Source organism: Nonomuraea sp. NPDC050547, from assembly GCF_044457345.1.
Taxonomy (GTDB): Bacteria; Actinomycetota; Actinomycetes; order Streptosporangiales; family Streptosporangiaceae; genus Nonomuraea.
Genome location: NZ_JBITGW010000003.1, coordinates 619,098 through 644,560 on the forward strand (window position 1 = coordinate 619,098; position 25,463 = coordinate 644,560).

General features: G+C 71.9%; 25 protein-coding genes. 19 read left to right on the plus strand and 6 right to left on the minus strand.

Translation table 11 applies throughout. The features are described 5' to 3' along the window. The first annotated feature begins 2 nt into the window (after positions 1-2). The 8 genes from ACIBHY_RS10475 (at position 3) to ACIBHY_RS10510 (ending at position 5,969) form a co-directional block, all read left to right on the plus strand. Positions 3-470, plus strand: a complete 468-nt coding sequence (locus ACIBHY_RS10475; RefSeq protein WP_397249276.1) for an SRPBCC family protein — start codon at positions 3-5, stop codon at positions 468-470. A gap of 7 nt (positions 471-477) precedes the next feature. Further along, the gene (locus tag ACIBHY_RS10480) at positions 478-939 is read left to right on the plus strand and encodes an anthrone oxygenase family protein (RefSeq protein ID WP_397249274.1); all 462 of its coding nucleotides are present in this window, start codon (positions 478-480) and stop codon (positions 937-939) included. Positions 940-964: 25 nt separating this feature from the next. Further along, positions 965-1,702: an SDR family NAD(P)-dependent oxidoreductase gene (locus tag ACIBHY_RS10485; protein WP_397249272.1), complete on the plus strand. Its 738-nt coding sequence runs from the start codon at positions 965-967 to the stop codon at positions 1,700-1,702. Position 1,703: 1 nt separating this feature from the next. Then, positions 1,704-2,039 (plus strand): antibiotic biosynthesis monooxygenase family protein, encoded by a 336-nt coding sequence (locus ACIBHY_RS10490; RefSeq protein ID WP_397249270.1) that lies wholly within the window; start codon positions 1,704-1,706, stop codon positions 2,037-2,039. Further along, on the plus strand, positions 2,036-2,344 hold the full coding sequence (locus ACIBHY_RS10495) for an antibiotic biosynthesis monooxygenase family protein (protein ID WP_397249268.1): 309 nt from the start codon (positions 2,036-2,038) through the stop codon (positions 2,342-2,344). Before ACIBHY_RS10490 ends, ACIBHY_RS10495 begins: the two co-directional genes overlap by 4 nt. A gap of 132 nt (positions 2,345-2,476) precedes the next feature. Beyond that, the gene (locus ACIBHY_RS10500; RefSeq protein WP_397249266.1) at positions 2,477-4,141 is read left to right on the plus strand and encodes an acetyl-CoA carboxylase carboxyltransferase subunit alpha; all 1,665 of its coding nucleotides are present in this window, start codon (positions 2,477-2,479) and stop codon (positions 4,139-4,141) included. Positions 4,142-4,155: 14 nt separating this feature from the next. Next, positions 4,156-4,590 (plus strand): acetyl-CoA carboxylase biotin carboxyl carrier protein, encoded by a 435-nt coding sequence (locus ACIBHY_RS10505; RefSeq protein ID WP_397249264.1) that lies wholly within the window; start codon positions 4,156-4,158, stop codon positions 4,588-4,590. A gap of 23 nt (positions 4,591-4,613) precedes the next feature. After that, on the plus strand, positions 4,614-5,969 hold the full coding sequence (locus tag ACIBHY_RS10510; RefSeq protein WP_397306527.1) for an acetyl/propionyl/methylcrotonyl-CoA carboxylase subunit alpha: 1,356 nt from the start codon (positions 4,614-4,616) through the stop codon (positions 5,967-5,969). A 2-nt stretch (positions 5,970-5,971) separates the two neighbouring features. On the opposite strand, the gene ACIBHY_RS10515 is transcribed toward ACIBHY_RS10510, so the two are convergent. Together ACIBHY_RS10515 and ACIBHY_RS10520 are read right to left on the minus strand one after the other, a co-directional pair. Beyond that, positions 5,972-6,799, minus strand: coding sequence for a BTAD domain-containing putative transcriptional regulator (locus ACIBHY_RS10515; RefSeq protein WP_397306528.1), 828 nt, complete (start codon positions 6,797-6,799; stop codon positions 5,972-5,974). 162 nt (positions 6,800-6,961) lie between these two features. Next, complete coding sequence (locus tag ACIBHY_RS10520; RefSeq protein ID WP_397306529.1) at positions 6,962-8,455, minus strand: peptide MFS transporter; 1,494 nt, start codon at positions 8,453-8,455, stop codon at positions 6,962-6,964. A gap of 209 nt (positions 8,456-8,664) precedes the next feature. Between ACIBHY_RS10520 and ACIBHY_RS10525 the strand changes: the two genes are divergently transcribed. Beyond that, positions 8,665-9,033: a TcmI family type II polyketide cyclase gene (locus tag ACIBHY_RS10525; protein WP_397306530.1), complete on the plus strand. Its 369-nt coding sequence runs from the start codon at positions 8,665-8,667 to the stop codon at positions 9,031-9,033. Next, entirely contained in the window at positions 9,030-10,058 is a 1,029-nt protein-coding gene (locus ACIBHY_RS10530; RefSeq protein ID WP_397306531.1) for a methyltransferase, read from the plus strand. The genes ACIBHY_RS10525 and ACIBHY_RS10530 overlap by 4 nt, the downstream gene beginning before the upstream one ends. Here ACIBHY_RS10530 and ACIBHY_RS10535 read toward each other — a convergent pair. Next, positions 10,055-11,335, minus strand: a complete 1,281-nt coding sequence (locus tag ACIBHY_RS10535; RefSeq protein WP_397306532.1) for a glycosyltransferase — start codon at positions 11,333-11,335, stop codon at positions 10,055-10,057. The two genes, ACIBHY_RS10530 and ACIBHY_RS10535, sit on opposite strands and share 4 nt — an antisense overlap. A gap of 226 nt (positions 11,336-11,561) precedes the next feature. Here ACIBHY_RS10535 and ACIBHY_RS10540 point away from each other — a divergent pair, with 226 nt between their 5' ends. After that, entirely contained in the window at positions 11,562-12,182 is a 621-nt protein-coding gene (locus ACIBHY_RS10540; RefSeq protein WP_397249250.1) for a DedA family protein, read from the plus strand. Here ACIBHY_RS10540 and ACIBHY_RS10545 read toward each other — a convergent pair. Both ACIBHY_RS10545 and ACIBHY_RS10550 read right to left on the minus strand, forming a co-directional pair. Continuing rightward, positions 12,151-15,123 (minus strand): BTAD domain-containing putative transcriptional regulator, encoded by a 2,973-nt coding sequence (locus ACIBHY_RS10545; RefSeq protein ID WP_397306580.1) that lies wholly within the window; start codon positions 15,121-15,123, stop codon positions 12,151-12,153. The genes ACIBHY_RS10540 and ACIBHY_RS10545 overlap by 32 nt on opposite strands. A 288-nt stretch (positions 15,124-15,411) precedes the next feature. Next, the gene (locus ACIBHY_RS10550) at positions 15,412-16,860 is read right to left on the minus strand and encodes an MFS transporter (RefSeq protein ID WP_397306533.1); all 1,449 of its coding nucleotides are present in this window, start codon (positions 16,858-16,860) and stop codon (positions 15,412-15,414) included. A gap of 415 nt (positions 16,861-17,275) precedes the next feature. On the opposite strand from ACIBHY_RS10550, the gene ACIBHY_RS10555 reads away from it, so the two are divergent. From ACIBHY_RS10555 to ACIBHY_RS10575, 5 genes are read left to right on the plus strand one after another with little or no spacing between them, the layout of a single operon-like run. Continuing rightward, a complete protein-coding gene (locus ACIBHY_RS10555; RefSeq protein WP_397306534.1) occupies positions 17,276-17,971 on the plus strand; it encodes an SGNH hydrolase domain-containing protein in 696 nt (231 codons plus the stop codon). Then, entirely contained in the window at positions 17,971-19,185 is a 1,215-nt protein-coding gene (locus ACIBHY_RS10560; protein WP_397306535.1) for an acyltransferase family protein, read from the plus strand. Before ACIBHY_RS10555 ends, ACIBHY_RS10560 begins: the two co-directional genes overlap by 1 nt. Beyond that, positions 19,182-19,751, plus strand: coding sequence for a hypothetical protein (locus ACIBHY_RS10565; protein WP_397306536.1), 570 nt, complete (start codon positions 19,182-19,184; stop codon positions 19,749-19,751). Before ACIBHY_RS10560 ends, ACIBHY_RS10565 begins: the two co-directional genes overlap by 4 nt. Next, on the plus strand, positions 19,748-20,431 hold the full coding sequence (locus tag ACIBHY_RS10570; protein ID WP_397249240.1) for a winged helix-turn-helix domain-containing protein: 684 nt from the start codon (positions 19,748-19,750) through the stop codon (positions 20,429-20,431). Before ACIBHY_RS10565 ends, ACIBHY_RS10570 begins: the two co-directional genes overlap by 4 nt. Beyond that, entirely contained in the window at positions 20,428-21,894 is a 1,467-nt protein-coding gene (locus tag ACIBHY_RS10575) for a sensor histidine kinase (protein ID WP_397306537.1), read from the plus strand. The genes ACIBHY_RS10570 and ACIBHY_RS10575 overlap by 4 nt, the downstream gene beginning before the upstream one ends. Before the next feature lie 19 nt (positions 21,895-21,913). On the opposite strand, the gene ACIBHY_RS10580 is transcribed toward ACIBHY_RS10575, so the two are convergent. Next, positions 21,914-23,362 carry an FAD-dependent oxidoreductase gene (locus tag ACIBHY_RS10580; protein WP_397306538.1) on the minus strand — a complete coding sequence of 483 codons (1,449 nt, stop codon included), beginning with the start codon at positions 23,360-23,362 and terminating at the stop codon, positions 21,914-21,916. Between the two features lie 56 nt (positions 23,363-23,418). On the opposite strand from ACIBHY_RS10580, the gene ACIBHY_RS10585 reads away from it, so the two are divergent. From ACIBHY_RS10585 to ACIBHY_RS10595, 3 genes are all read left to right on the plus strand, one after another. After that, positions 23,419-23,616: a hypothetical protein gene (locus ACIBHY_RS10585; RefSeq protein ID WP_397250304.1), complete on the plus strand. Its 198-nt coding sequence runs from the start codon at positions 23,419-23,421 to the stop codon at positions 23,614-23,616. Positions 23,617-23,625: 9 nt separating this feature from the next. Further along, positions 23,626-24,105: a Clp protease N-terminal domain-containing protein gene (locus tag ACIBHY_RS10590; protein WP_397306539.1), complete on the plus strand. Its 480-nt coding sequence runs from the start codon at positions 23,626-23,628 to the stop codon at positions 24,103-24,105. 464 nt (positions 24,106-24,569) lie between these two features. After that, positions 24,570-25,460, plus strand: a complete 891-nt coding sequence (locus ACIBHY_RS10595) for an alpha/beta fold hydrolase (RefSeq protein WP_397306540.1) — start codon at positions 24,570-24,572, stop codon at positions 25,458-25,460. Positions 25,461-25,463: the final 3 nt, after the last annotated feature.

The following is a 25,463-nucleotide window of genomic DNA, read 5'->3' on the forward strand; positions in this document are numbered from 1 at the left end:
CGATGGCCGCGGGACACACCGAGAACTCGATCGTGATCGCGGCGCCGATGGAGCTGGTCTGGACCATGACCAACGACGTCGAGTCGTGGCCGAGCCTGTTCAGCGAGTACGCGAAGGCCGAGATCCTGCACCGCGAGGGCGACATGGTCCGCTTCCGCCTCACGATGCACCCCGACAAGGACGGCAACGCCTGGTCGTGGGTGTCGGAGCGCACCGCCGACGCCAAGACGCGCACGGTGCGGGCGCACCGCGCCGAGCTGGGCTGGTTCGAGTACATGCGCCTGCACTGGGAGTACGTGGAGGTACCCGGCGGCGTGGAGATGCGCTGGATCCAGGACTTCCGCATGAAGCCGGACTCCCCGGTGAACCTGGAGCAGATGACCGACCGCATCAACGGCAACTCGCCCGGCCAGATGAAGCTGATCAAGGAGAAGGTCGAGCGGGCGGCGCGGCGGGCCGGAAAGACGTGAGCGGGCCATGACCGAGGTGGCGCTGCCGCTGGCCCTGCTGGCCAACGGACTGGCCGCGGGCGTGCTGATGGCCACCGTGCTGGGGGTCGTGCCGTTCTACATGACGCTCACGGCCGGCGACTACGTCAGGGCCCACGCGTTCGCCGTCGGGCGGTACGACCCGTTCCAGCCCGTCTGCCTGGTGGTCGCCCTCCTGGCCGACGTGCTCGTCGCGGCGGTGGAGCCGCGCCCGGCGGGGCGGCTGCTGTGCGCGGCCGCCGCCCTGGCGGCCGGCTCGGTGGTGGCCGTCTCGCTCACCCGGAACGTGCCGATGAACCGCTGGGTCAAAGCGCAGGATCCGGACGCGCTGCCGCCCGGCTGGGACATGGACGCCTTCCGCCGCCGGTGGGCCCGGTGGAACAGGACCCGGACGGGGCTGGCCGTACTCGCGCTCACGCTGAACACCGGCGCCGCGGTCGCGCTGCTCTGAACCGCGAATCCAGAGGAGAATCATCATGAGCTTTCGGCTTGAGGGCAAGAACGTCCTGGTCACCGGAGGAACGAGAGGGATCGGCCGATCGGTCGTGCTCAGCCTGGCCCAGGAGGGCTGCAACGTCGTCGCGTGCTACCGGGCCGACGCCGAGGCGGCGGCACGGCTGGAGAACGACCTGTCCGCCACACCGGGCAAGCACGGCGTCGTCCAGGCCGACGTGGGCAAGGCGGACGAGGTCGGCGCGCTGATCGACGAATGCCGTACGCGGCTCGGCACCCTGGACGTCGTCGTGCACAACGCCGGCGCCATCAGCCACATACCGTTCGCCCGGCTTGAGCCGGACGAGTGGCAGCGGGTGCTGAACACCAACCTCACCGGCATGTACCTCGTGGTACGCGGCGCGCTGCCGCTGATGCCGGAGGGCGGCTCCGTGGTCGCGATCGGCTCCAAGGCGGCGATGGTCGGCGTCCCCCTGCGTACGCACTACACGGCCTCGAAGGCGGGAGTCCTCGGCCTGGCCAGATCGCTGTGCAAGGAGCTCGGCCCGCGCGGGATCAGGATCAACGTGATCGCCCCCGGGATCATCTCCACCCACGCCGCCGAGGGCCTCAGCGCCGAGCAGGAGCAGCGCTACCGCTCCATGACCGCGCTCGGCCGGCTCGGCGAGCCGGAGGAGGTCGCCGACGTCGTGCTGTTCCTGGCCAGCGACCGCTCCCGCTACATGTCCGGCGAGACCGTCCACGTCGACGGAGGGATCTGAGATGAGCGACAACGCGCGGGTGTTCCGGGTGATGCTGAGAATGCAGATCATCGCCGGCAAGGAGGAGGACTTCGAGCGGGTCTGGTACTCCGTCGCGGACGTGGTCGGCGACGATCCGGCCAACGTCGGCCAGTGGCTGTCGAAGAGCGCCGAGGAAGCGGGCGTCTACTACATCATGAGCGACTGGGCCGACGAGGCCAGGTTCCGCGCCTTCGAGCGCAGCGACGCCCACGTCGAGCACCGCGAGAAGCTGCACCCCTATCGCTCGCACGGCACGATGACGACCCTGCACGTGGTGTACGACCTCGGCCGCGAACGCTCGGAGGCGGGCCGGTGAGCGGCGCGGTCCGCGTCCTGGTCTTCTACGCGGCCGCCGCCGGCGACGAAGGCTCGGTGATCGACGCCTACCGGCTGGTCAGCAGGGGGATGCGCGGCACCGCGGGCCTGCTGAACAGCCAGCTCCTGCAGTCGGCGCTGGATCCGAGCGAGTTCGCCGTGCTGAGCGAGTGGACGAGCCTGTCGCAGTTCAACGCCTGGGAACAGGGCTCGCGGCACAAGGGGCAGACGTCCGCGCTGCGCTCGTACCGCGACGACGACAGCGGCAAAGGCTACGGGATCTATGAAGTCGTGGACCAGTTCTGAAGGACGGCCGGGCCCCGGGGACCTGCGGCAGATCATGCACGTGGTGGGGCAGCACTTATGGGCTGGATTACCGGCAATCGGGCGGATGAGCTTCGCCGACGGGCGGTCGAGCGAGGAAAAGGAGGAACGACGATGACCATCACTTTTCCCCCCACGGTCGGCGTCGCCGAATGGATCCGGTGCGCGCGGTGCGGGGAGATCGTGTACGGCAAGCGGTTCACCCGCGATCTCGGCGTGTGCCCGGGATGCGCGTCGCACACCCGGCTCACCGCCCGGCAGCGGATCGAGCAGATCTTCGACGACGGTTCGGTGCGGACGATCGGCACGCCGCCGGCCACCGAAGATCCGCTCGGGTTCGTCGACAGCCGGCCCTATCCCGACCGGCTGCGCGAGGCGCGCGCGAAGACCGGGATGGACGAGGCCGTGCTGTGCGTGCGCGGCACGATCGAGGGCCACGCGGCCGTCGCCGCCGCCATGGACTTCCGGTTCATGGGCGGCAGCCTCGGCGTCGGCGTTGGAGCGCGCATCGTCGCCGCGGCCGAGGTGGCGCTGGTGGAGCAGGTGCCCTTCCTGCTGGTGACGGCCTCGGGCGGAGCGCGTATGCAGGAGGGCGCGCTGTCGCTCATGCAGATGGCCAGGACCAGCCAGGCCCTGGCCGAGCTCGACGAGGCCGGGATCCTGACCATCGCGGTGATCACCGATCCGACCTACGGCGGGGTGGCCGCGTCCTTCGCGACGCTGCCCGACGTCATCCTCTCCGAGCCGGGCGCCCACATCGGGTTCGCCGGCCCGCGCGTGATCGAGCAGACGATCGGCCAGGAACTGCCCGACGGATTCCAGACCGCGGAGTTCCTGCGCGCGAAAGGGCTCATCGACGACGTACGGCCCCGCGCCGCGCTGCGATCCACGCTCGCCCGCCTCTGCTCCCTGCGCGAGCCGGCCCAGCGTGTGCCCGCCGCCGAGCCGTCCCAGCTCTTCTTCCAGCCGGAGCGGCTGCCGGTCAGGGACGGCTGGACGGCCGTCCAGCTCGCCCGGCACGCCGACCGGCCCACGACGCTCGACTACGCCGGCTACATGCTGGAGGAGTTCGTGGAACTGCACGGCGATCGGCTGAGCGGTGACTGCCCGGCGGTCGTCGGCGGTCTCGCCCGGCTCGACGGCCGGCCGATCGTCTTCATCGGTCACCAGAAGGGCCACACCACCAGGGAGCGTGTCGAGCGCAACTTCGGCATGCCCACGCCCGCCGGATACCGCAAGGCGGCCCGGTTGATGCGGCTGGCCGCCAAGCTGGGACATCCGATTCTCACGCTGGTCGACACGCCCGGCGCGTACCCCGGAATCGAGGCGGAGGAGGACGGCCAGGCGTGGGCGATCGCCGAGAACCTGCGCCTGATGTCGACGCTGCCCGTGCCGGTCGTCACCGTCGTCACCGGCGAGGGCGGCAGCGGAGGGGCGCTCGCCCTCGGCGTCGCCAACCGTGTCCTGGCCCTGTCCAACGCCGTGTATTCGGTGATCAGCCCCGAGGGCTGCGCGTCGATCCTGTGGAAGAGCCCTGCGGCCGCGCCGCTGGCCGCCGAAGCGCTCCGCCTGGACACCCGTGAGCTGCTGCGGCACCGGATCGTCGACGGCGTGATCCCCGAGCCGGGGGAGGGCGCCCACGCGGATCCGGCGGCGGCGGCGCGGCTGCTGGCGGCGGCCGTGTCCGAGGCGTTCGACGATCTGGCCGCCCTTGAGCCGCGCAAGCTGATCGCGGAGCGCCGCCGGCGGTTCCGCCAGTACGACGCGGGGTCACGATGAGCGCGGAGGACCCGATGGAACGGGGGCTGATCGCCGAGTTGTGCCGCCACGCCGCCGAGCTCATCGCCGTCGGCGGCGGCATGCGCAGAGTGCGGCTGCGGCACGGCGACACGGTCGTCGAGCTGGAACGGCCGGAGGCCGCCGGGGTCCCTGCGCCCGCCTCGGCTCCGATGCCCGACGCGCCCGCCGGGCCCGACGACCTGCGCCACGTCTGCGCGCCGATGGTGGGCACCTTCTACCTGGCGCCCGAGCCCGGGGCCGCGCCGTTCGTCGGCGTCGGCGACCTGGTCGAGAAGGGGCAGCAGATCGGAATCCTCGAAGCCATGAAGCTCATGAATCCCATCGAAGCCGACACCTCCGGCCGGCTCATCGACATCCTCGTGCCCGACGGCACGCCGGTCGAGTACGGGCAGAGGTTGTTCGCCGTCGCCCCGCTCACCACACCGTGAACGGCCGCGCGCCTGGAGGCTCCATGTTCTCGTCGGTCCTCGTCGCCAACCGGGGCGAGATAGCGCTGCGCATCGCCCGGAGCTGCCGCGAGCTCGGCATCCGCGTCATCATGATCCACTCGACGGCCGACCGCGACTCGCCCGCGCTGCGACTGGCCGACCAGCGGGTGCAGATCGGCCCGGCGGCGGCGAAGCGCAGCTACCTCTACCCGCCCGCGATCCTGGAGGCGGCGCTGAACACGGGGGCGCAGGCCGTCCACCCCGGCTACGGCTTCCTGTCCGAGGACGCCGACTTCGCCGAGATGTGCGCGTCGAAGGGGCTGGCCTTCATCGGCCCCTCACCGTCGGTGATCGCCTCCCTGGGGGACAAGACGCAGGCGCGCAACCTGGCCGCCGCCGCGGGGCTGCCCGTCCTTCCGGGCAGCCCGCGCCCGCTCCACAGCGGGCCGGAGGCCAAGGAGGTCGCCGACACGATCGGATACCCCGTCATCATCAAGGCCGTGGCCGGCGGCGGCGGCCGCGGCATGGCGGTGCTCCGCGACGCGCGGGACTTCCCGCGGGCGTTCGCCGAGACGAGGGCGAGCGCCCAGGCGGTGTTCGGCGACGCACGGGTCTTCGTCGAGAAGTACGTCGAGCACGCCCGCCACATCGAGGTCCAGGTGCTGGGCGACCTCCACGGCGGCCTCGTGAGCCTGGGCGAGCGCGACTGCACCGTCCAGCGGCGCAGGCAGAAGCTGATCGAGGAGTCCCCGGCTCCCGGGCTGCCGGCCGGGCTGGCCGGGCACATCCGGGAGGCCGCGGTCGCTCTGGCGCGGCGCGTGGGCTACGTGAGCGCCGGGACGTTCGAGTTCCTCGTCGACGACGCGGGCGGGTTCTTCTTCATCGAGGCCAACTGCCGGGTCCAGGTCGAGCACCCGGTGACCGAGATGGTCACCGGGGCCGACATCGTCAGGGAGCAGCTGCTGATCGCCGCCGGCCGCCCGCTCTCCCTCCGCCAGGAGGACGTGGTGCTGCGCGGCGTGGCGATCGAGTGCCGGGTGAACACCGAGGACCCGAGGCGAGGATTCCTCCCGACACCGGGCGTCGTCGAGCGCTTCGTGCCGCCCGGGGGGCCGTTCACCCGGGTCGACACCCACGGCGCCGACGGCGTCACGATCGGCGCCGACTACGACTCCCTCCTGGCCAAGGTCATCGTGTGGGCGCCCGACCGCGACCAGGCGATCGCCCGGATGGCGCGCGCGCTGAGCGAGTTCGAGGTCACGGGGCGCGGGATCAGCACGACGATCGGCTTCCTCCAGGACGTGCTGGCGGATCCGCGCTTTCGTGACGCCCGGCACACCACGTCGCTCGCCGACCTCATGGTGGCCATGAGGTCGTGAGCTCACAGGACGCAGTCGGCCTTGTGCGTGGACGCCGGCCCGCGACGCCCGTTCGCCGTGCCGTGGCCCTGAACGGGAACGTGGCCGGTGGCCAGCACCATTCGCTGCAGCTCCTGCATCTCGGAGCCGGGCTCAAGGCCCAGTTCCTCACGCAGGATGTAGCGAAGCCGGTGATAGACCTCCAGCGCCTCATGCCGCCGGCTGGCCAGCGAGAGCGCCTCCATCAGCCTCAGGTGGAACCACTCGTCGAGCGGGTGGACCGCGGTGAGCTGCTTGAGCTCGGCGATCACCTCGTGGTGGCGGCCCATCCGCAGCCAAGCGTCGATCTTGAGCTTGGTGGCGTGGACGCGCAGCTCGTCCAGCCGGGTCGTGTAGATCGCCAGCCGGGGCCCGGTGACCACGTCGGCGAGCGCCGATCCGTGCCAGAGGCCGAGGGCCTGGCACAGCGCCGCCGACGCGGGTTCGAGCTTGTTCGTCTTGAGGTGCTGCCGCGCGGCGTCGACGAGCCGTTCGAAGCGGACGGCGTCCAGCGTGTCGTCCTCGACGGCCAGCAGGTACGCGCCGTGTTTGGTGACGAGCCGCGGCCCGTCGGCCTCCCGGTCGCCCCGCGACAGCAGTTTGCGCAGTTGGTAGACGTAGGTCTGGAGGGTGGTCGGCGCGCTCACCGGCGGGTGCCCCTCCCAGAGTTCCTGGACCAGCGCTTCGGTCGGCATGACCTCGTTCGCCGAGGACAGCAGCAGGGCGAGCACGGTCCGCTGCTTCGGCGCGCTCGGTGTCAACCGACGCCTACCGTCCTGTACCTCCAGGGTTCCGAGCACTTGAAAGCGCATGTCGCATCGTTTCCTCACGTAGCGGCGTCGGCTCGATCCGGGGTCCTGTGTACTGGGGAGTGCGGTCCCCTCACCCTTTGTAGTCGATGCTGCTAAACTGCCGCTTTCGTCTTTCTTTCGCGCATTATCTGGCGTGAGATCCCCGGAAACCGGTACTGGTACTCAGGAGACCGCCGAGGACACGGCTACCGCGTCCGAGGGCGACATCGCCTCCGCGAGCCGCCGCCTGGCGACGGCGAACCCCAGGGCCGTCACGAGCGCGAGTACGGCGAGGCCGAGGAAGTACCCGGGCTGCGGATCCCCGCCGGAGACCACCCGGCCGAGCAGGCTGCCGAGCCCGCCCCCGACACCCGCGAACATCCAGTAGAGCGCCATGGTGCGCCCGGCGAACGCGGAAGGGGCCAGATCCACGGTCGCGCTCATGACCGTCGGCCCGAGGATCACCTCTCCGATCGCCAGCGTGAGCAGCGCGAACAGCAGCCACGCCGGCGAGACGGCCTGCCCGCCCGCCGCCAGCACGGCCGCCACGCCGATCGCGGCGAAGCCGGTCGCCGCCAGCCCGTGCCCAAAAGCGATCTTGTCCACCACGCCGACGCGTCCGCCTCCGCGCGTCCAGAACCATGCCGCGACGGGCGCGGTCACGAGGATGAACAAAGGGATGGCCGCCTGGAACCAGCTCGCCGGGATCAGGAAAGCGCCCACCTCGCGCGCGGTGTGCCGCTGCGCGAACAGGCTGAGCGTCGAGCCGGCCTGGATGACGAACATCCAGAAGAGCGCCACCGCGAGCAGCATCCACCGGAACGCCGACAGCCGCCGGTTCTCGGCCCGGCTGAGCCGCGCCCGCCGGCGCAGGATCGCCAGGTAGGCGAACGGCGCGACCAGGGTGACGAGCCCGACGAGCGCGATCCCGTGGGTGATCGCGAAGCCGCCCGACAGGACGGCGGCCGAAAGCAGCGCGCCGAGGACGCCGGCGGCCAGCGCCACCCGGGCCGCCACGGTGCGCAGCTCGGTCCCGCTCGCCCGCTGCGCCGGCGCGCGGCCGATCTCGCCGAACCTGCGCGAGCCGACGGCGTACTGGATCACCCCGAACGTCATGCCGAGCCCGGCGGCCCCGAATCCGAGATGCCAGTCCATGCGCTCGCCCAGGAATCCGGTGACCAGGGGCGCGAGCAGCGCGCTGATCTGGATGCCGACGTAGAAGACGACGAGCGCGGCCTCGCGCCGGTTGCTCTCGTGCGGGCCGTAGAACCGCCCCAGCAGCGCCAGCATGTTGGGCTTCAGCAGCCCGGTGCCCACGGCGATCGTCACCAGCCCGAGGTAGGCGGTGGGCCGGGCCGGCAGCATCAGCAGGTAGTGGCCCAGCGCGATGACGATCCCGCCGTACAGGGTCGCGCGGTGCTCGCCCAGGACCCGGTCGCCGAGCCAGCCGCCGGGCAGGGACAGCACGAAGATCAGGCCCACGTAGGCGCCGTACAGGGCGACCGCGGTCGAGTGCGGCAGGCCCAGCCCGCCCTCCCCCGCGGGGGCGACCGCGAACAAGATCAAGATCGCCTGCATCCCGAAGAAGCTGAACCTCTCCCACATGTCGGTCAGGAACAGCGTGACGATCCAGCGCGGCCGCTCGCGCGGCTTCGGGGTGCTGGAAGGGGGATGCATGACGCCTCCAAGGCTTCCGGACACCTGCCATGCTCCAGGCCGCGACTAGAGGGCAGGTCGAAGGCCGGTCGAGGTCCTCGAGGGGGATTCGAGCCCCGTGCTAGCCCGCCGATGCAGACTGGCGGCCAGATCGTTATCTGGTTTCCGGTCCCCGCTTCCCGCCCGACGCGCGGCCGAAGGCCGTCAGCGAAACGCCGAGGAGAAACCGAATGGAACGCATCCTGGTCGTCGCGCGCATGCGGCCCTCCGCCGAAGCGGAGGTCGCCCGGTTATTCGCCGCATCGGACCAAACCGAGCTGCCCTGGCTCGGCGGCGCCGTGAGCCGCAGCCTCTTCTCCTTCCACGACCTGTACTTCCAGCTCATGGAGGTACGCGGGAACGCCCGGCACACGATGAGCCAGATCCGCCGGCACCCGGAGTTCCGGCGGCTGAGCGAGCGGCTCACGGAGTTCATCGAGCCGTACGACCCGCAGACCTGGCGTTCTCCGCGCGATGCGATGGCCAGGGAGTTCTACCGATGGGAGGCCGAGCCGGCGGGCTCTCCCGTCCACCTCGTCGACGGCAGGGAGGGACGATGAACACCAGCAAGAAATCCATCACCCGCGAGTCGCTGCTCGGCATGATGCAGGCGTACAAGACGACGAGCCTGCTCAGGACGGGCGTCTCGATGGGCGTGTTCGACTGCCTGGAGGAGGGTCCCGCCGACGCCGAGACCGTGGCGGGCCGCCTGGGCAGCGACGTGCGCGGCATGCGCATCCTGCTGAACGCCCTGGCCGCCGTCGGCCTGGCCGAGGAGAACGACGGCCGCTTCGCCCTGCCGGCCGGAGCCGAGCGGTTCCTGGTGAGCAAGAGCCCGGCGTACTTCGGCGACATGGTCCGCGTCATGGCCAGCGATTGGGAGTGGGACGCGCTCAAGAGGCTGGACCAGGCCGTACGCCACGGCGGGACCGTCATGGAGGTCCACGCCGAGACCCCCGGCTACGCGTACTGGGAGGACTTCGCGTCCTACGCGGTCGCGGTGGCCCGCCCCACGGCCCAGGTCGTGGCCGACGCCCTGGAACCCTGGGCGGCCGGGCGGGACGGCCTCGACGTGCTGGACGTGGCCTGCGGCCACGGCATGTACGGACTCACCCTGGCCCAGCGCAACCCCCAGGCGCGGATGTGGGCGCTCGACTGGCCCAACGTGCTCCCGCTGACCGAGCAGAACGCCGAGCGCATGGGGGTACACGACCGCGTCCACCGGCTGCCGGGCGACATGTTCGAGGTGCCGCTCGGCGGGCCGTACGACGTGGTCCTGGTCACGAACGTGCTGCACCACTTCTCCGAGGAACGCGCGGGTGAGCTGCTGCGCAGGCTCGCCCCGGCGGTCAAGCCGGACGGCAAGATCGTGCTGGTCGGCTTCACCCTGGACGCGCCGCCCGCCGAGGACCCGGCCCCGCACCTGTTCTCGATCCTGATGCTGACGTGGACGTTCGAGGGAGAGGTGCACACCGTCCGGTCCTACACGCGGATGCTGGCCGCGGCCGGGTTCACCAACGGCCATCGGCACGAGGTTCCCGGCCTGGCCTTCCGTGTCCTGGTGGCGGACAAGGCGGCCGGTTAGGCCAGCTGCTGGACCCGCCGGCCGTACGTCTGGGTGAGGCCGGTGTAGATCTCCTCAAGCCTGGCGAGCGAGCGCAGATGGTCATGCGTGACCGCGACGGCGCGGCCGATCCCGCCCATGGTCGCCGCCAGCTCGGAGTCGGTCAGCACCCGCGTGAGGAGGCGGGCGAACGCCGGCACCTCGCCGGTGCGGTAGAGATATCCGGCCTTGCCCTGCTGGACGAGGTGCGTGAGCGCGTTCGTCTCGGCCGCGACGACCGGCAGGCCGCTGGCCATCGCCTCCAGGGTGGCGACGCTCTCGAGGCCGGAGACGTTCGGCATGGCGAACACGTCGGCCGAGGCGTAGGCGAGGTGCAGGTCGTCCTCCGCGACGTGCCCGAGGAAGTGGGTGCGGCGGCCGACGCCGAGCGTGTCCGCCAGCCGCGCCAGCTGCGGGCGCTCGGGTCCGACTCCCACCAGGACGACCTGCGCGTCCGCCTGGCGGCACACGCACCGGAGGGCGCGGAGCAGGTCGTCGATCCGCTTCTCCGCGTCCAGCGGGCCGACGAACAGCGCGGTCTCCCGGTCGGGCAGGCCGAGTTTCGCGCGCGCCCACGTCTTCGGCTCCTCCCGCGGCCGGAACCGGCTCAGGTCGACGCCGCACGGCACCGCCTCGACCGGCCGGGTGAGGCCCTTGTCGGCGAGCAGTTCCGCGGCGCCCCGGGTGGGGACCGCGACGTGGTCCGCGCGCCCGAACACCCGGGCGAGATCGCGCCAGGCCAGCGCCCCCACGAGATCGTCCACCGCGTTACCCGCCACCGACCCCCGCCCCGCCGGCGACGGCGCGCGGTGCGGCGGGTGGATCGGCGGCGTGACATGGGTGGTGGCCACCACGGGCACGCACAACTGGCGGGCCGCGTTGATCAGCGTCCGCCCGACCAGGAAATGGCTGTGCACGTGGACCACGTCGGGGGCGATCCGCCGCAGCAACTTCGTGAGCGTGCCCATGAGCAGGAGCGGCACGGTGACGCGCTTCGTCAGCCGGGCCCGCGTGCGTACCGACCGCAGCCGGTGCGCCGTCACGCCGCCCGCCCTCTCCACCCGGGGCGGCCCGTACTCGGACTGGCACACGATGTGCACGTCGTACCCCCGGGCGGCCAGGGCGTGAGCCAGCCGGTAGGCGGAGCCGGCCGTGCCGTTCACGTCGGGCGGGTAGGTGTCGGTGCCGATGAGCAGCCGTAGCGCTCGTGGCTCGCCCTCGGCTCCGTCGATCGGATGCCCCGAAGGACAGGAGATCATGGGACCACTCCTTCGCAGCTGTCGTTCGCACGGGAGAGGCGGGCGCCGGTCACCGACCGCGTACCACCATGCTCGTCAGGTACGGTGACGGGTGCCATCGGGAACAACCCTGACGTTTGCCCGGCCGTCCCTGAGATGACCCTGACAAGGCGGCGATCGGTCAGCTGACAAGTGCGGTCAACGGCACCATGAGGTAAAACGACACCTTCAGAGGAGATCGCCCGGCATGGGGCTGATCGAATACTTGACCGACGCCCACCCGCTGTTGCTCTGCGCAGCCGCGCTGCTGTTCATGTCCGTGGAGACCTCGCTGCTGGTCGGGCTCTTCGTCCCGGGCGACGGGGTGGTGCTGCTGGCGGGGACCACCGTCGACTCGCCGCTCCGGTTCGTCCTGCTCGTCGCGGCCACCACCGTCGGCTGCCTGACGGGGGAAACGCTCGGGTACGTGCTGGGGCGCACGTTCGGCCCGTCGATCCGGCACAGCTGGGCGGGCCGGCGCATCGGCGCCGCCAAATGGGACAAGGCCGAGAGCTTCCTCCGCCGTCGGGGCGGGCCCGCCGTCTTCGGGTCGCGGTTCGTCACCGTGATCCATTCCCTGGTGCCGATCGCGGCGGGCACGCTGGCCATGCCGTACCGGCGGTTCATCGGCTGGGCCCTGCCGGCGGCCCTGGCCTGGTCGTGCCTCTACGTGGGGGTGGGTGCGGCCGTCGGCGCCTCCTATCGTGAGTTCGGCTCCGAACTGGGGTTGTGGGGCACGCTGATCCCGCCGGCGATCGTGGGCGTCGTCGTGGCGGTCCGGGTCGTGCGCGCCCGGCTCAGGCGGCGCCGCTGCGACCGTCCCGCCTGAGCGAGCGCGCCGTGAACTCCCCGGGCCACCGGCCGCCCCGCTGGTGCTCGCCGAGCGCGATGTTGGCCTCGGCGAGGATGCGCGAGGCGCGCTCCCGCACACGGTACGCGCCCAGTTCGTTGAGCCGGCTCAGGCTCGGAACCAGGAGGGCGACGGCGTCCCGCGCCCGCCCGGCCCGCAGATGGATCTGCCCTTCGAGGCAGGCGACCTCCGCCTCGCCGCAGGTGTCCCCGAGCCGGGCGAAGATGCGGCGGCTCTCCTCGGCCAGCCGCATCGCCTCCGGGAACTGCCCCTGCTCCAGCGCGACGGCGCCGAGCAGCGCGAGTGGGCGCGCCTTGCCGTAGCGGTCGCCGATGCCGCTGAGCTCCCTGGCCTCGTGGGCCCTGAGGGGCGCCGAGCGCAGATCGCCGACGCGCAGCGACGACCAGCCGAGCCGGTTGAGCGTCACCGCCTCCAGCCGGGTCTCGCCCAGCTCGCGCGACTGCCGCAGCACCCGCTCCAGCGTGACGCGCGCCTCCGCCTTGCGCCGCAGGCCCAGCAGCGCGTCGGCGGTGGTGCCGAGCGCGAGGATCTCGGCGTGCGGGTCAGCGCGCCCCCTGGCCAGGTGGTACGCGCGCTTCGCCAGCGCCAGCGCGTCACCGGCCTTCGACCGTGTCACGTTCACGAAGGCCAGGACCGCCAGGCTGTAGGGCAGCTCCTCGGCGGCCTCCAGCCGTTCGAAGTTGCTCACGCATTTGACGATCAGCCTGTGCGCCTCGCTCACTCGGCCCTGCCTGAGCAGCAGCAGGGCGCGGCAGTGCTCGGCCCGCCACCCGGTCCGCTCGTCGCCGTTGGCCCACGCGGTGTCGCGGACCACGACGCACAACCGGATGAGCATCGCCAGGTCGTCGCTGTGGCCGGCGAGCTGGGCGATGATCTCGGTGATGCGGGCGGCCCGCTCGTGCCAGCCGTACCGGCAGCAGCGGACCACCATCGCCCGGAGATGGTCGCGCTCGGCGGCAAGCCACCGCCAGGGGAGGTCGTCGATGCGGGAGATGTCGTGCGCGGGGACCGGCGCGCCGAAACCGCTCTCCGGCGGGAGCTGGCCGACCGCCCGGGGCAGGTGCCCCGACGCCCGTTCCGCGAACGCGAGGATGGAGTCGGTGTAGCGGCGCAGGGCCGCGCTCGTGATCACCGGGTCGTCGTGCTCAGCGAGGCCGGCCGCGTAGAGGGAGGACAGGGGGTGCAGGCGATAGGTCGGGTCGAGCAGCGTGTTGAGGCCGACCGGTTCGAGCAGGTTGTGCTCGATCAGCCGGTCGGCCAGCCGCTCGTCGGCGGGATCGGCGAGCGCGGCCAAGGTCAACGGCGTGACCACGGTGTCGGACAGCAGGCCGAGCCGGCGGAAGGCGGCGCGGGCCGGCGCGTCCAGCGCGACGTAACTGCGCTCCAGGCTGCGCCGCAGGTCGAGATCACTGATCCTCAGCTCGTCCAGGCGGCGGTGCCCATCCTGCAGCCGGGCGGCGAAGGACCCCAGGCGCGCCAGCGGCTGGGCCGCGAGCCTCGCCCCCGCGATCCGCAGCGCCAGCGGCAGGTGTCCGCAGGCGGCGGCGATCTCCTCGGCCGCCTGGGCCTCCTCCTGGACCCGCCTGCGTCCGGCCAGGACGGTCAGCAGGTCGAGCGACTCGCCTTCCGACAGGCAGACCAGGCGCTCCGAGACGGTCCCGGCCAGCGCGGACAGCAGGCGGCGGCTGGTGACGATCACGGCACAGGCCGGCGTGCCGGGAAGGAGGGGGCGTACCTGCTCGACGTCCCGCACGTCGTCGAAGACGAGCAGGACCCGGCGGTCGGCCAGCCGGGACCGGAAGAGCGCCGATCGCTGCTCCTGGCCCTCCGGGATCGCCGACAGGCTCAGCCCCGTGGCCTCCAGCAGCTCGCCCAGCACTTCGGCGGGGGTGCGCGGATGCTCGCCCGTCCCGTTCAGCCGGACGTACATCTGGCCGTGGGGGAAGCGGTCCTGGACGTGATGGGCGATCCGGACGGCCGTGGTGGTCTTGCCCACCCCGGCGGGCCCCGTCAGTGTGACGATCGCCATCGAGCCGGTCCTGCCGGGGTCCAGGACCGTGCCGACCCGCTTCAGCAGCTCGGTGCGTCCCACGAAATCGGAGATGCCGACGGGCAACTGACGCGGCGTCGTCCATGAGGAGACGGCCGCGCCCAGATCCATGCCTCCTCTTCTGTAACCGCTTACGGAGACGAGGTCGGGGTCGCCGGTCAGCACGGCATGCTGGAGGCGCTCCAGTTCGTCGCCGACATCGAGCCCGTATTCGTGCCGCAGCACGGCGGAGACGGAGGCGAACGCCTTCAACGCCTCCACCTGCTGGCCGCAGCGGAACAACGCGATCATCAACTGGCTGCACAGCCGCTCGCGCAAGGGATACTTGCGGACGAGCCTTCGCAGTTCGGGGACGACGCCGTCGTGGTTTCCCAGCAGGAGTTCCACGTCGAACCGCCGATGCAGGCACCGGAACCACTCCTCGGTGAGCTGCGGCACCTCATCGCGCAGGATGGAGTCGGAGCGGATACCGGCCAGCGCGGTACCGCGCCACAGCGCCAGCGCCTCGCGCAGGAGGTTGAGCTCGCCCGGCAGGTCGCCGGCGTTCTCCACCCTCGCGGCCCGATCGACGAGAGCGCGGAAACGCAGCAGGTCGAGGTGATCCTGGTCGGACTCGACGAGGTAGCCGCCCGGGATGGTGTGGATCACCTCCACGTCGCCGAGCGTGCGGCGCAGCCGGGCCAGATGTGTCTGCAACGAGGCCCGCGCGTAGCGCGGCAGACGGTCTTCCCAGAGCCGCTCCATGAGGTCGTCCGCCAGGACGACACGGTTCGCTGACAGCAGCAGTGTGGCGAGGATCGCTCTTTGCTTCTCGGCGTTGACGGCGATCGTCCGGTTTCCACGCTGCACGTCCAACGGTCCCAGGATCGCGAACCGTATCCCCTTTTCCATGGGTATTGCCCCCCGTGCAGGAGTGTAATGAATGGCACATGAAGTGCGCTCGAACATTACGTACGCGATGGTCCCCGCCGGCCCACGGGCCGCGGAGTCATCGCGCCACCCCACTTGGTCAGTGTTACAAAGTTGCCTCGCCTTGACAAGAATCCCTAACCATTATGCGGAGATCCTTTTAATGGGCGCAAACGATTTTCTCCCCTATTTGTGCATACACCTATTCCTGTTAAGGGAGGGAAGAATTCAGGAAGTGCCCGTGGGCAACTGCCGGGCGCCCGCCGGCGCACCGCGCGCCCGGGTGCGCCGGGGCAGGAGCGGGACCAGCAGGGCCGCGGCGAGGAACACCCCGGCGTTGTAGAGCAGGGTCTGCCAGGTGGCGCCCGCCCAGGCGGCCGGGTCGCGCGGTCCGGTGCCGGCCAGGCCGAAGAAGATCGCGCCGACGACGGCCACGCCCGCCGCGGTGCCCAGCTGGATGGTGGCGTTGGCCACGCCGGATCCGGCGCCCGCGTCGCCGGCGGGTACTCCGGCCAGGACCAGGTCCACCAGGATGGGCACGACCAGGCCGGAGCCCATCCCCGCCGTGAGGAGACAGGCGAAGACCTGCCAGGAGTCCGTGGCGCCGCCGTGAAGCCGAAGCACCACGATCAGCGCGGCCATGCCCGCGGCCATGACGACCAGGCCGACGGCGATGAGCCGGCGGCCGGCGACGGCGCCGTACCTGATCGCGAGGGTGGCGGTGAGGCCGAGTCCGACCGTCCAGCCCAGGCCGGTCAGCGCCATGCGCAGGGGAGTCCAGCCGTGCGCGATCTGGAAGTCCCAGACCAGCACGATCATGTACGACATGATGCCGGAGAAGACGAGCGCCATCAGGATGGATCCGGCGACGAACGACCTGTTGCGAAACAGCACCGGCGGGACCAGCGGGGAAAGACCCTCCCGGCGGAACTGGCGCAGGCCGAAGACCGTGAACACCGGCAGCGAGGCGGTCATCGAGACCACCGCCCATTGCGGCCAGCCCAGCTCGTGCCCCTGGACCAGCGGGAACATCAGCATGACCGAGGCGAGCCCGAGCAGCAGCACGCTCGGCATGTCCAGGCGCAGCGGCCGGTCGGACTTCGACTCGGGCACCATGCGCGCCGCGCCCCCGAACGTGAGCACGCCGATCGGGACGTTCACCCAGAAGATCCACCGCCAGCCCGGCCCGGCGGTGAGCAGGGCGCCGACGACGGGTCCGGCGACCGAGGCGATCGGGACGACCACACCGAGCAGTCCCATCGCCTTGATGCGCTCGGGCGGCTGGAACATCACCTGGATCACGGACAGCACCTGCGGCACCATCAGCGCCGCGAACACCCCCTGCGCCACCCTCGCGCCGGCCATCATCTGCCCGTTCTGGGCGAGGCCCGCCACCGCCGACGCGGCGGTGAACCCCGCGACGCCGACGAGGAAGACCTTCTTACGGCCCGCGATGTCCCCCAGGCGCCCCCCGGTGACCAGGAGCAACGCGAACGCGAGCGCGAACCCGGCCAGGATCCACTGCTGCAGCGAGAAACCCGCCCCCAGATCACGCTGGATGGAGGGCAGGGCGACGTTGACGATCGTCACATCGAGCTGGTTCATGAACATGGCCGTGAGAACGACGAGCAGCGCGAGCCACCTGTGGGGGAACGCCGGGCGACTTTCGGTGGCCATGTGACCCTCTTCTACACCGGAACTTTGGGCATATCTACTCATAGTGGCGTGGGCGACTAGAGCCCGGCTCAAACCCCGCTGGAGCTCTTCGCCGAAAGGCGTCAATAATCTTTATCGGGGTGATTGTTTTAACCTGGTTTCTGCTGATTTGGAAGGCTTGCCGGAGCCCGTGTATCGGCCCGGCGCGCCGCGCCCGCCTCTGTGACGGCAAGTCCCTCATTGTGTGATGAAACGATGACAACGCCGGTGAACTCCGGGTTCGCCTGATTGCCTGACGGCCATGCGATCGATGAATCTCTCCCTGAACGTCCGGTCTGCCCAGAGGTCGGCCGGCCGCCGTGCCGCAGCGGCCGTGGCCGTGGCATCGGTGGTCATGCTCTCGGGTTGCGGCACGTCGGCAGGCGGTGGACCAGCAGTGGCCGGCGGGACGGCCAAGGACAAGCGGCAGACCGCGACCGATGTCCGCGTGCTGTGGATGGGCGACTCCATCGCCGGCGCGCAGGCCCCGGCCCTGGAAGCGGCCCTGAAGGCCGGCGGGGCGGCGTTCAAGAACGCCAGCTCCGCCGGCGGCGGCACCCTGGTCGCCGGCGGCCACCCGGTGACGAGCAAGATAGCCGCCGACACCTGGAAGGCGCTGAAGGAGGACCTCTCCTCCTTCCGCCCGACGGTGATCGCCTACCAGCTCACCGGCTACGACTGGGGCACCGCCCGCCAGCAACTGTCGGCCTACCAGAAGCTCGCCCGGACGGCCAAGGACGCCGGTGCCCGGCTCGTGCTGGTGTCCGCGCCGCCGTTCAAGATCGACGAGTTCTTCAAGCCGCACGAGGCCGCGATCAAGAGGGCGCCCGCGATGGCCGCCGAGGCCGCCGAGGGCGGCGCCGACGCTCGCTATCTGGACGCCACCGAGCTGTGGGGCAGCGACTACGCGGCCGGCAGGGCCCAGCGCGCCAAGGACGGCATCCACTCCTGCCAGCAGGGGTCGGCGGCCTTCGCCACCTGGTTCACCAAGCGGCTCGGCGAGCTGGCGGGCTTCACCCCGGCCGCCCCCGCCGCCTGGGCCACCGGGTCATGGACCGGCGACGAGCGGTTCGTCAAACTCGGCTGCGGCTGATGACCGCGATCTCCCGCCGCGCGCACATCGGCGCGCTCGACGGGATACGCGGGCTCGCCGTCGCCGCGGTCCTGCTGTTTCACGCCGGGCACCTGGGCGGCGGGTTCCTGGGCGTCGACCTGTTCTTCGTCCTGTCCGGCTTTCTGATCACCGGCCTGCTGCTGGACGAGCTCGGCCGGCACGGCCGTCTCGATCTGCCGGCCTTCTGGGCGCGCCGGGCCCGCCGCCTGCTACCCGCGCTGACCCTGATGGTGGTGGCGACACTGCTGCTGGCCTGGGCGTTCGCCAGACCGGACATGCTGAGGTCCGCGCTGCAGGACGCGCCGTGGGTGGCCGCCCAGAGCGTCAACTGGCATTACATCGGCGAGCAGATCGGCTACTGGGACGCCTCCGGCACCCGCCTGTTCGCCCATTTGTGGAGCATCGGCGTCGAGTGGCAGTTCTACCTGGTGTGGCCCCTGATCGTCGCCGTGGCCGGGCGGGGGCCGGGCGGGCACCGGCGGGTCGCGCTCGTCGCGGTCGCCGGCGCGCTCGTCTCACTCCTGCTCATGATCAGGCTCGGGGCCGCGGTGGACACCACCCGCGCCTACGAAGGCAGCGACACCCGGGCGTTCTCGCTGCTGCTCGGCGCCGCCGCCGCCACCGCGCCCGCGCGGGACGTCGTGGCCCGCCTGCCGCGCACCGTCACGGACGTCATCTGCGTTCTGCTGCTGTGCGGGCTGGGCGCCTCATGGGTGGTGACCGCGGGGGAGAAGGCGCCCGGCCTGTTCCAGGGAGGGATGTTCGCCCACTCCCTGGGCGGCGCCGTGCTGATCGCGCTCCTGTCCCACCTGCCGGACGGGCGGGTGGGCCGGGTGATCGGCAGTGCCGCGCCGCGCCGGCTGGGCGAGCTGTCCTACAGCCTGTACCTGTGGCACTGGCCGATCTACCTGCTGCTACCGCGGCCGACGCCCGGACCCGGCGGCTGGGCCTGGAACTGGGCCTGGAACTGGGCCTGGACGATCGCCGCGATCGGGCTGTCTCTGCTGGCTGCGGTAGTCTCGAAGACCGCGGTCGAGGATCCGGTACGGCTGCGCGCCGGATGGGCCACCGGGCGGCGCGGATGGGCGGTGCTGGCCGTCACGGCGGTGACCGCGGTGGGGCTGTGGACGGCGATCCCGCGACCGGTGCCGGGCGCCGGGACGGTGGACCTGAGCAGGCTCGACCAGTCGTGAGCGCACCGATCATGCTGGAGAACAGGAGACGACAGATGCCGGGGGTGCTGTGCCGCACGGTGGCCGTCATGGCCGCCGCGGCGACGCTGGCGGGCTGCGGGATCACCGACACCGACGCCCATCCCGCCGGTCAGCTGGTCCGAGGCAGCCTGACCGCGAGCGGCGGCCGCCTCCTGCGGGTGTACTTCGTCACGCCGCAGGGCACGTGGCCGGTGTCCCGCCCGGCCCAGGCCGGCGACCGGTTGCCGCAGGCCATGAAGGCGCTGTGGGAAGGTCCCACGGCGGACGAGCGCGCCCGGGGGGTGGTCACGCACCTGCCGTGGGCGGCGCGGCCGATCCAGGCCCGCACCACGGAGGGCGGAGTGGAAGTGCGCCTGCCGTGGCTGGTGCGCGACATGAAGAGCGTGGCGGTGAGTCAGCTGGTGTGCACGGCCGCCGCCGCCTCGGACGCCGGTGGCGATCCCGTCATCGAGGTGCTGGAGCCCGGCATGGGGAACGGCACCTGGCGGGTCAGGTGTGACGAGAACGGGACGGCCGATCCCGTCGGGCGGGGAGGCTTCTCATGACCCGGGTCCTGCTGATCGAGGACGACCCGGCCGTACGCCGGGGCGTGAGCCTCGGCCTTCGCCATCACGGCCACGAACCCGTGGCGGTGACGAACGGTGAGGACGGGCTGGCCGAACTCGTCGCCGGCGCCCCCGACATCGTCCTGCTCGACCTGATGCTGCCCGGCATGAGCGGCCTGGAGACCTGCCGCCGCATCCGCGCCTTCAGCCAGGTGCCCATCGTGATCCTGTCGGCGCGCGACGACGACGTGGACATCGTCGTGGGCCTGGAGGCGGGCGCCGACGACTACGTGATCAAACCCGCCAGCGGCGAGGTCATCGAGGCCCGCATGCGCGCGGTGCTACGCCGTACCGCACCGCCGGCCTCCGGCAACCAGGCGCGCACCACCCAGGGCGACCTGCTCATCGACCGGGTCGCGCTGCGCGTGCTCAAGAAGGGCGCACCGCTCGAGCTGGCGCCCACGGAGATGAAGCTGCTGCTGTTCCTGTCTGCCGCGCCCGAACAGACCTTCAGCCGCCAGCAACTCCTGGAACAGGTGTGGGAGCACACCTTCCACGGCGACTACCGGCTGGTCGACGCGTGCGTCATGCGGCTGCGAGCCAAGATCGAGGACGACTCCCGCAATCCCCGCTACATCCAGACGGTACGCGGCTTCGGATACCGGTTCGGCCCGCTGTGATCCGGCTGTCGCTCGCCCGCGGCCTGCGAGCCCAGCTGGTCATGGCGTTCTTCCTGGTCTCCGCGCTCAGCGCGGTGGTCGCCGCCGCGGTCACCTTTCACCAGGGCCGCACCGCGATCGTGGAACGCGCCCAGGCCGACGCCCTGCAGGAGCTGCGCGCCCACCTCGCCTCCCGCACGCCCGACCTGCCCGCCGACCCCGCCGAGGCGGACCTGCGTGCCCTCGCCCTGCAACTGGACCGCGCGATGGGCACACGCGGCTGGCGCACCGCCCTGTCCTATCGCGGCGGCCCGCTCGTCACCGCCGGGGAGCCGCCGCCGCCGCTGCCCGCGCCGCTGCGCGCCCGGGCGGCCACGGCGACCACGGCGCTGGCCCAGCGCTTCCACCACGTCCGGTCGCCCTGGCTGGCCGTGGCCCTGCCCGTCACCGCCGCCGCGCGCCCGGACGGTCCCGCGCCGCTCGTCGTCTACGCGTCCTTCCCGCTGACCTCCCAGCAGCAGGACGTGGACACGCTGGCCGCCGCCGCGCGCGCCGCCGCGCTGCCCGTCGCCGTGGCCTCCATCGCGGTCGCGCTGCTGGCGGCGCGCCGGCTGCTGCGGCCGGTGCGGCGGCTGCGCGCGGCCGCCGTGCAGATGGCCGGCGGCCGGCTCGACACCCGGGTGAACGTCGCCGGCGAGGACGAGCTCGCCGACCTCGGCCGGACCTTCAACACGATGGCCGCCACCCTCCAGGCCGACGCCGACACGCTGCGCGCCATGGAGGCGCGGGCACGCAGGTTCGCCGCCGACGTCTCCCACGAGCTGCGCACCCCGCTCGCGGCCATGAGCGCGGTGACCGAAGTGCTCGACGCCGGCGCCGCCGGCGGCAGGCTCACGCCGCTCACCGCCGAGGCGCTGCACCTGGTCTCCGACGAGACCCGCCGGCTCACCCGCCTGGTCGAGGACCTGATCGAGGTGTCACGGTTCGACGCCGGCGCCGCCGTACTCCACCTCGACGAGGTCGACCTGGGCGAGCTCATCACCAACACGCTCGCGCTGCGGCACTGGCAGGAGCGGGTCCGCACCGAGATCCCGGCCGGGCTGCGCGCCCGCCTCGACCCGCGCCGCGTGGACGTCATCCTGGCCAACCTCGTCGGCAACGCGCTGCGGCACGGCGGCGCGGCGGTGCCGGTGCTCGTGCGGGTACGGGCTGAGACCGACCGGCTCGTCGTCACCGTCTCCGACGACGGGCCCGGCATTCCCGCCGACCTGCTGCCGCACGTCTTCGACCGGTTCACCAAGGGCGACGCCGCCCGCGCCCGGACCGAGGGCAGCGGCCTGGGCCTGGCCATCGCCGCGGAGAACGCGCGCCTGCACGGCGGCACACTCACCGCGGCCAACCACGCGCGGGGCGGGGCCGTCCTGACCCTCACCCTGCCCGCCACGTCTTCCACGCCGTCGCCGAGTTCGAGCACCGCCTCATGAGCGAACACGCCCGTGGCCTTCAGGGGTGGGCGCGGGGTGCGAACCATTCCTCCGCGGCCGTCGCCAGCCCATCGCTGCCGGCCCAGGCCACGATCCCGTCCGGGCGGACCAGGAGGGCGTCGGCGGGAGCGTCGTCGCAGCGCGCTCGCACCACGTCGATCCAGCTGTGGGCGTCGTCGCCGAGCCTGGCCTCACAGCCGAGATCCAGCAGGACGGGGCGGCCCCGCCGCATGGACGCGGCCAGTCGCCGCTCGCCGGCGTCGGTGGTCAGGCGCAGGCCGGGGAGCAGACGGCCGGCCAGCGGATGGGCGGCGGTGCCGTACGGGAGGTCGGAGCCGTGCAGCAGCGCCGCCATGTGGCGCAGGGGCTGCTCGTAGGCGAAGACCTCGGTGAGCAGTGTCCGCAGGGCCTCGCCTTCCTCCTGCCCCAGGCGATCGAGGGCCGCCTGGGCGCGGGTCTGCAGCAGGGCGCGTTCGGCGGCGGGACGGCGCTCGGACTCATAGGTGCCGAGCAGGTGCTCCGGTCCTCGGCCGACGAGCGTGGCGGACAGTTTCCAGCCAAGGTTGACCGCGTCCATCATGCCGACGTTGAGCGCCGAGCCGCCCGCCGGGAACAGATGGGCGGCGTCACCGGCGAGGAACACCCGTCCGGTTCGGTAGTGGTCGGCCAGCCGGGCCTGGGCGCTCGTGCGTGACAGCCAGATCGGCTCGCCCAGCGGCAGGTCATCGCCGAGCACGCGGTGGACGGCCGCCCGGAAGCCGGCGATGGTGACCGGTCCGGCCGGGTGCCGGTGTTTCTCCCGCACGCCGACGATGTGGACGCCGGGCTGGAGCGAGGCGGCCAGGATGCGCCCGGCCGGGGTGCGGTTCCACCCCGGTTCCAGTCCGGCCAGCCGGGGGTGGTCGAACACACCGGTCTCGGCGTCGGCGGTGAAGTGGCCGATCCACAGTTCCTCCTCGTCAGTGGTGCCGGGGAAGCCGATTCCCATCCGTTCGCGGACCCGGCTGCCGCCCCCGTCGCAGCCCACGGCGTAGTGGGCGCGCAGGCTGAATCCGGCGCCTTGAGCGCTCACGCCGGACTCGTCCTGCGTGAGCGAGGCCAGCTCGTGCCCCCAGCGGATCGACACGCCCAGCTCGGCCGCCCGCTCGCGCAGCAGCCGCTCCAGGCGGGGCTGCGCGATCATCAGCATGCGCAGCGGGATGTCGCCGACCGCGGAGAAGCGCAGCGGGACCGATCCGAAGGGGAAGCCCGGGGGGATCCCGCAGAAGGGGCTGTCGGCGCTGAGGCGTTCCAGGAGGCCGCGGTGCTCCAGGAGGTCGATGATCTGCCCGCCCAGTCCGTTGGCCTTGGGCGTCTGGCCCGGTTCTGCTCGCTTGTCCAGCACGACGGGGCGGGCGCCGGTCAGGCTCAGCTCGCAGGCCAGCATGAGCCCGACAGGCCCCGCACCGATGATCACAACATCGTCCATGACTGTCAGGCTAGATTGACAAATATGAGCTGTCAATCTAGCCTGACAGCGTGGATATGCAAGAACTGTCTGAGCACATCAGGTCGAACGACCCCGCCGTCGGGCTGCGCGCGGTGGGAGCGCTGCACCGGCTGGCCGAACAGGTCGAGGCCGTCTCGGTGGAGCTCGCCCGCGAGCAGGGATGGACCTGGGAGCAGATCGGCGACGCGCTCGGCATGTCCCGGCAATCCGTGCACGCCAGATACGGGAAGTGAGACACCGCGATGTTCGCAAGCGAGAAGAGTCCCTTCGCGGCAGCCGTCAAGGCCGCCGCGCGGGAAGCCGGGCAGCGCGGCGACCGTCGCATCGGCACCGAGCACCTCCTGCTCGGCCTGCTCGGCGACCCCGGCTCCGCCACGAGCCGCGCGCTCGGCGTGGATGTGGCCACCGCGCGGGCCGCGCTCGCCGACCTGGACACGGCGGCCCTGCGCGCGATCGGCCTGGACGTCGGCCAGGCGCCGCGGACCGGACCACGCCGGCACCCTCCGGTGCCCGTCTCCGCGCTCGCCACCGGCGCCCGAGCCGCCGTCAATCACGCGATCAAGGCAACGACGCGCAAGAACAGGAACGCCCAGGCGCCCGTCCAGCTGCTCCTGGCGTTGCTCGCCCAGCGCGAGCCGGACCCGGTGGCGCAGCTCCTGAACCACCTGGGCGTCGACCGGGCCGCCGTGCGGGCACATCTCGGCCAGGTGGCGGTGTCCTGAGCGGGTAGCCCGGTCGCGCACGGATGAACGTGCTCTACGTCGGCCGAAGTAGTTTCCGACGAGGCGCCGGGCGCCGCTTCGCTGCCGAAGGGGACGTTCGTCAGGACCGGACCGCCGTCGCTGTCGCCGCAGGCCATCGTGGTGGAGCCGCCGCCGAGGTTGAGCCCCTTGCCCGCGCCGGCGATGATCGGCCACTGCGCGATGTCGTAGTGGCCGCCTCCGTAGGTGAGGGCAGATCGCCAACCGGCTTCACCTGACGACGTACGCCGTTCAGGACCATCTCGCCCAGTCGGGCACCGGGTCCAGGGGTGACCTGGTCGCCCGCCTGTTCTTCGACCAGCGCGCCACGGCACTCGATGGATAGGCGGTGGCGATCGGTCAGATAGGCAGGGGCTCTTGGACGCCGGCCCGACGGGCCTGCTCGAATCGGTACCATCCACTGTCGAAGCCCGGTGAAGGAAAGCATGAGCGTCCCGCTGCCCAGCACGTTCTCATCACGCACCATCGACGTGGACGGCGTCGCCATCCACACGGTCGTCGGGGGTGACGGGCCGCCCGTGCTGCTCCTGCACGGCTACCCGCAGACGCACCTCATCTGGCACGACGTGGCCCCGGCGCTGGCGTCCCGGCACACGGTCGTGCTGACCGACCTGCGTGGGTACGGCGACAGCGCCAAGCCGGAGCCGGTCACCGACGACGTCTACTCCAAGCGGGCGATGGCCGGTGACCAGCTCGGCGTGATGCGGGAGCTGGGGTTCGAGCGCTTCTCCGTGGTGGGCCATGACCGGGGGGCGCGGGTGGGCCACCGGATGGCCCTCGACCACCCCGGCGCCGTCGACGCGCTCGCCGTCCTGGACGTCGTGCCGACCCGGCACACGTTCGCGCACGCCGACGCCGCCTTCGGCCTCGGCTACTACCACTGGTTCTTCCTCGCCGCCGGGAACGGCATCCCCGAGCGGCTGATCGGCAACGACCCCGAGTTCTGGATCCGTAGCCGGATGACGGCACGGCACTCCGGCGGAGCCGCCTACGACGAGGCCGCGGTCCGGGAGTATGTGCGCTGCTTCTCCGACCCCGCCGCGATCGCCGCGTCGTGCGCCGACTACCGGGCGGCGGCGGGCGTCGATCTGGAGCATGACGAGGCCGACGCCGCGGCGGGCCGCCGCGTGCGCTGCCCGGTGCTGGCGCTGTGGGGCGAGCACAGCTTCGTCGGCCGCGCCTACGACGTCCTGAAGGTCTGGCGCGAGTACGCCGATCATCTCGGCGGTACGGCGCTGCCGAGCGACCACTACCTCCCGGAGGAGGCTCCCGGCCTGGTCACCGCGGAGCTGGAGGCGTTCCTGGCCGGGGCCTGAGAC

Coding starts and splice junctions, on each gene's coding strand:
- ACIBHY_RS10560 (WP_397306535.1), top strand. CDS start 17,971: ATGACCGCGATCTCCCGCCGCGCGCACATCGGCGCGCTCGACGGGATA.
- ACIBHY_RS10490 (WP_397249270.1), top strand. CDS start 1,704: ATGAGCGACAACGCGCGGGTGTTCCGGGTGATGCTGAGAATGCAGATC.
- ACIBHY_RS10525 (WP_397306530.1), top strand. CDS start 8,665: ATGGAACGCATCCTGGTCGTCGCGCGCATGCGGCCCTCCGCCGAAGCG.
- ACIBHY_RS10570 (WP_397249240.1), top strand. CDS start 19,748: ATGACCCGGGTCCTGCTGATCGAGGACGACCCGGCCGTACGCCGGGGC.
- ACIBHY_RS10500 (WP_397249266.1), top strand. CDS start 2,477: ATGACCATCACTTTTCCCCCCACGGTCGGCGTCGCCGAATGGATCCGG.
- ACIBHY_RS10590 (WP_397306539.1), top strand. CDS start 23,626: ATGTTCGCAAGCGAGAAGAGTCCCTTCGCGGCAGCCGTCAAGGCCGCC.
- ACIBHY_RS10595 (WP_397306540.1), top strand. CDS start 24,570: ATGAGCGTCCCGCTGCCCAGCACGTTCTCATCACGCACCATCGACGTG.
- ACIBHY_RS10510 (WP_397306527.1), top strand. CDS start 4,614: ATGTTCTCGTCGGTCCTCGTCGCCAACCGGGGCGAGATAGCGCTGCGC.
- ACIBHY_RS10585 (WP_397250304.1), top strand. CDS start 23,419: ATGCAAGAACTGTCTGAGCACATCAGGTCGAACGACCCCGCCGTCGGG.
- ACIBHY_RS10505 (WP_397249264.1), top strand. CDS start 4,156: ATGGAACGGGGGCTGATCGCCGAGTTGTGCCGCCACGCCGCCGAGCTC.
- ACIBHY_RS10535 (WP_397306532.1), bottom strand. CDS start 11,335: ATGATCTCCTGTCCTTCGGGGCATCCGATCGACGGAGCCGAGGGCGAG.
- ACIBHY_RS10515 (WP_397306528.1), bottom strand. CDS start 6,799: ATGCGCTTTCAAGTGCTCGGAACCCTGGAGGTACAGGACGGTAGGCGT.
- ACIBHY_RS10550 (WP_397306533.1), bottom strand. CDS start 16,860: ATGGCCACCGAAAGTCGCCCGGCGTTCCCCCACAGGTGGCTCGCGCTG.
- ACIBHY_RS10480 (WP_397249274.1), top strand. CDS start 478: ATGACCGAGGTGGCGCTGCCGCTGGCCCTGCTGGCCAACGGACTGGCC.
- ACIBHY_RS10485 (WP_397249272.1), top strand. CDS start 965: ATGAGCTTTCGGCTTGAGGGCAAGAACGTCCTGGTCACCGGAGGAACG.
- ACIBHY_RS10530 (WP_397306531.1), top strand. CDS start 9,030: ATGAACACCAGCAAGAAATCCATCACCCGCGAGTCGCTGCTCGGCATG.
- ACIBHY_RS10580 (WP_397306538.1), bottom strand. CDS start 23,362: ATGGACGATGTTGTGATCATCGGTGCGGGGCCTGTCGGGCTCATGCTG.
- ACIBHY_RS10540 (WP_397249250.1), top strand. CDS start 11,562: ATGGGGCTGATCGAATACTTGACCGACGCCCACCCGCTGTTGCTCTGC.
- ACIBHY_RS10475 (WP_397249276.1), top strand. CDS start 3: ATGGCCGCGGGACACACCGAGAACTCGATCGTGATCGCGGCGCCGATG.
- ACIBHY_RS10520 (WP_397306529.1), bottom strand. CDS start 8,455: ATGCATCCCCCTTCCAGCACCCCGAAGCCGCGCGAGCGGCCGCGCTGG.